Genomic DNA, 2,961 nt, shown 5'->3' on the forward strand with positions numbered 1-2,961 from the left:
ACAAGGTCGAGGAGAATGAATGTTGTGCTTTAGAAAATCGCATAGCTCATTCGATAGTGCAACCCCAACGGCAAGACATAAAACAAAATAGCGATGCCGCGCAGTCCCTTTCCAGAGCAGAAACCCAACCAAATGAGCAATTAGCAACCAAAACCAGGGGGACTTATTGCCTTGTGAAAGGGTCGGCATTAGCCAGTCAAAGAAAGGATTGATCCAAACCAAATTAATTTTATTAAAGAGTGAGATATCAGCACAGTTCATGTTGCCTTGAATTATACTTAAAACAGAGGGGCAGTGTCGGGTATTATATTTAGACTGTTATGGGGGCCCATAGCTCAATGGCAGAGCAAGCGGCTCATAATCGCTTGGTTACAGGTTCGAGTCCTGTTGGGCCCATACGAATTTCAAGGCATCGAGCGTCTGCTTGATGCCCTTTTTCTTTTTGGCGCCGACTCTACACCTGCAAGCGCCAAAACAGGTATAAGCGCATAAACCGCATACATCGCCTCGTTCAAGTAACGGTGGTTTAGGCTTAAAGAATCCTTTAAGACCAGCCCATATTGAAGATCCAGCATAATACCGCCTGCAATAATAACAAAAATCAGACGAACATAAGAGACAATTTCTTTTGTTCGAAGTGTTGGGATTTCAGACAAAATCATAAGCCCAGCGCAGAACAAGGCGACCATGTTAAACATCCGCAAAGAATTGCCAAGGATTGGGAGAGCGTTCGGCTGAACGAGTGTTCTAAAAACAATAAGCCCCCCAAACCAAACGCTAATCGCCAACACACGCATCACAATCGGTATCTGCTGAACTATCCGATCTTCAACCCGCATTAAATCACCACCGGTTTAACCTCTAATCATTAATTGACAGCCATCGCCCAGCGCATAGGGAAGGCTGGGACTGCGCTGGCGGCTGGTTTGGTTGTAATTACTCGACGACCATCGTAGCGAGGACTGATTGTTCCTTTTTTGCGGACGTAATTGACCAATGTGTCTAAGCGCCCTTTACCGGTATCTGTGAAAGGATAGGCGTTCAGAAAGCTTTTGGCGAAGAAAGAATTGGTGGCTCCGGTGTAGGTCTTTTCGTCTTCTAATGGTTGTCCATTAATTGTGATTTCAGAGATTAGGCCTTTCATTAATCGGTAACGCAAACCAGAGACTGCGGGTTGAGTCTTAAGAATAAGTGTTTTGATTTGGTAGCCTTTCATGCTAAAGGTGATGACCGTATTATCGAAGGGATCCATCATCGCCAAGTCACCTTTAGTGATCTTGCCTTTGGGCAACGGAGCTCGCACTCCTCCCTCGTTTTCAACTTCAAAATCAGTCCCAAATGTCTCCCTTACCGCATCCGCAACCAGGTTATATTCGGCGTTATCACCTCCACGTGTTTGGAAGTCATCGGTTGCTTTCCCTAGAACTTCTCCATACTTAGCGGAGATAGGTTTCCAGTATTTATTTAGAACCTGAGTTACCTTGGGGTCGGGGACGATACGCGAGGTTATGGGAAGAAGTTTCTCTTGATACTTCTTGACGTGCCAGAAGCCGTTTCGTTCTTCGAACACGAGGTCTAGCCGTCCAAGCTCGCCTCCCCATTGGAAAGCCTGCACGATGATAGTGCCGCAGATGTCAATATCGTTCGGCGGGTTTTCACATTGCTCAAATTCCCCTTTGGGCAAGCGAGTATGGGAATGACCGCCGACAATCACATCGATACCGGGAACATTCTTGGCGATTACCTTGTCCACCTCTGAACCTGAATGGGAAATAAGCATGACAACATCGACCTCTTGGCGGAGGATATTGACCACTCGTCGGGCAGTGTCGACTCCATCTGATATCGTAACCCCTTCAACGGCAGCCGGATAACTTGCAGCCCCGGAAGTAACCAAGCCGAAGATGCCGATTTTCATGTTCCCCACTTTGCGAATGACATAGGGGGTCATAAGTTGAGTTGTCCCTCGAGTACGAATGGCATTTGCACACACGATCTTATATTTCGCCATTCCTATCACCTTTTCGAATTCGAGAAGAGTATTATTGAACTCGTGGTTGCCAACCGTACCGAAGTCATATCCTGCCGCGTTCATTGCCGCCACATCTGCTTCGCCATGATAGACGATAGAAAAAGAAGTGCCGTCGCAGAAATCGCCGGCATCGACCAACCAAGCCGTTCCCCCTGCTTTAGCCACTTGCTTTTTGATTTGGTTGGCAAGAGTTGCCCGACGCGCAATTCCACCAATATCGCTACGAGAGCTAAGCGCAGCCTCAGGGGACCCAGCGATAGCGAAGGATGGATAGCTAAACGGCATCAAGTGCCCATGAGTATCGTTGGTATGCAAAACCGTCAACGACACCGTCTGCGCCGCCCATAAGGCGATCGAAAGTATCAGGAAAGTCGAGATTGTTAATGTTCGATTAAAAAATTTCATGTGCTCTTTTCCTTGTACATAATTTAGCTATCAGCCAAAAGCCCGTAGATCCAATTATGCCGTAGCTTTAGCGGAGGCACGTCAACCCCTGAATCGAAGGGCGGTCAGGGTTAACATAAGCTTCAGAATCACCTAACCCGTGACCCCCTTCCCGTTAATGGAGGAGGTCACGGGATTAGATACTCTATCTTAAGGAAGGCTGACTTTTATGCCTTCGGCTAGTTTTGCAGTTGTTAGGCCGGCTTGTTGCTGGCCGTTGATGATGACGGTGTAAGTCCCTTCCGGCATTTTGCCGAACTTGATGGTGATATCTCTTGACTTGGTGTAGGGCGATTTTAGGTTCGCCAGGGCGTTGCCGACCGTTAGGCTGATGGTTGTGCCATCCCATGAGGTGACGACTGCGGTCGCGCCGTCAATTGGCGTAGCAGTCTTAGATGTCCCATCGACCCACACGGAGCCGAAGTTGCGCTCGAGGTAGGCGCTGGCGCCCATACCGCCGCCGCAACTCCAGTTAAAGCCGCTCC

At 48.4% G+C, this 2,961-nt stretch carries 4 protein-coding genes and 1 tRNA gene; 1 reads left to right on the top strand and 4 read right to left on the bottom strand.

Going from position 1 to position 2,961, the window contains the following annotated elements; genetic code table 11:
• Positions 1-261: hypothetical protein (locus tag WCO51_11740; GenBank protein ID MEI6513927.1), on the bottom strand; the 261-nt coding region annotated here is incomplete at its 3' end.
• Positions 262-324: 63 nt separating this feature from the next.
• Here WCO51_11740 and WCO51_11745 point away from each other — a divergent pair.
• Positions 325-396: transfer RNA gene (locus WCO51_11745), tRNA-Ile, on the top strand.
• A gap of 8 nt (positions 397-404) precedes the next feature.
• Here the strand turns inward: WCO51_11745 and WCO51_11750 are convergent.
• From WCO51_11750 to WCO51_11760, 3 genes are all read right to left on the bottom strand, one after another.
• On the bottom strand, positions 405-839 hold the full coding sequence (locus WCO51_11750) for a hypothetical protein (GenBank protein MEI6513928.1): 435 nt from the start codon (positions 837-839) through the stop codon (positions 405-407).
• A 29-nt stretch (positions 840-868) separates the two neighbouring features.
• Positions 869-2,437 (bottom strand): bifunctional UDP-sugar hydrolase/5'-nucleotidase, encoded by a 1,569-nt coding sequence (locus tag WCO51_11755; GenBank protein ID MEI6513929.1) that lies wholly within the window; start codon positions 2,435-2,437, stop codon positions 869-871.
• Positions 2,438-2,626: 189 nt separating this feature from the next.
• The coding region (locus WCO51_11760; GenBank protein MEI6513930.1) for a hypothetical protein at positions 2,627-2,961 on the bottom strand (335 nt) is incomplete at its 5' end.

The organism is bacterium, assembly GCA_037131655.1.
Taxonomy (GTDB): Bacteria; Armatimonadota; Fimbriimonadia; order Fimbriimonadales; family JBAXQP01; genus JBAXQP01.